Source organism: Streptomyces griseus, assembly GCF_001715295.1.
In the GTDB taxonomy this organism is placed as follows: Bacteria; Actinomycetota; Actinomycetes; order Streptomycetales; family Streptomycetaceae; genus Streptomyces; species Streptomyces griseus_G.
This window is the reverse complement of record NZ_MDKB01000002.1, coordinates 1-316: the sequence shown is the minus strand read 5'-3', so window position 1 is coordinate 316 and position 316 is coordinate 1. Positions and strand designations below refer to the sequence as shown.

The window sequence follows — 316 nt, the reverse complement described above, 5'->3', positions numbered from 1 at the left end:
TTGAGAACTGCACAGTGGACGCGAGCATCTGTGGCCAAGTTTTTAAGGGCGCACGGTGGATGCCTTGGCACCAGGAACCGATGAAGGACGTGGGAGGCCACGATAGTCCCCGGGGAGCTGTCAACCAAGCTTTGATCCGGGGGTTTCCGAATGGGGAAACCCGGCAGTCGTCATGGGCTGTCACCCGCTGCTGAACACATAGGCAGTGTGGAGGGAACGAGGGGAAGTGAAACATCTCAGTACCCTCAGGAAGAGAAAACAACCGTGATTCCGGGAGTAGTGGCGAGCGAAACCGGATGAGGCCAAACCGTATGCG

At 57.6% G+C, this 316-nt stretch carries 1 rRNA gene; it reads left to right on the top strand.

Features of this window, described 5'->3' with window-relative positions:
• Nucleotides 1-32: 32 nt before the first annotated feature.
• Nucleotides 33-316 (top strand): 23S ribosomal RNA (locus BA175_RS06660); the annotation flags it as partial.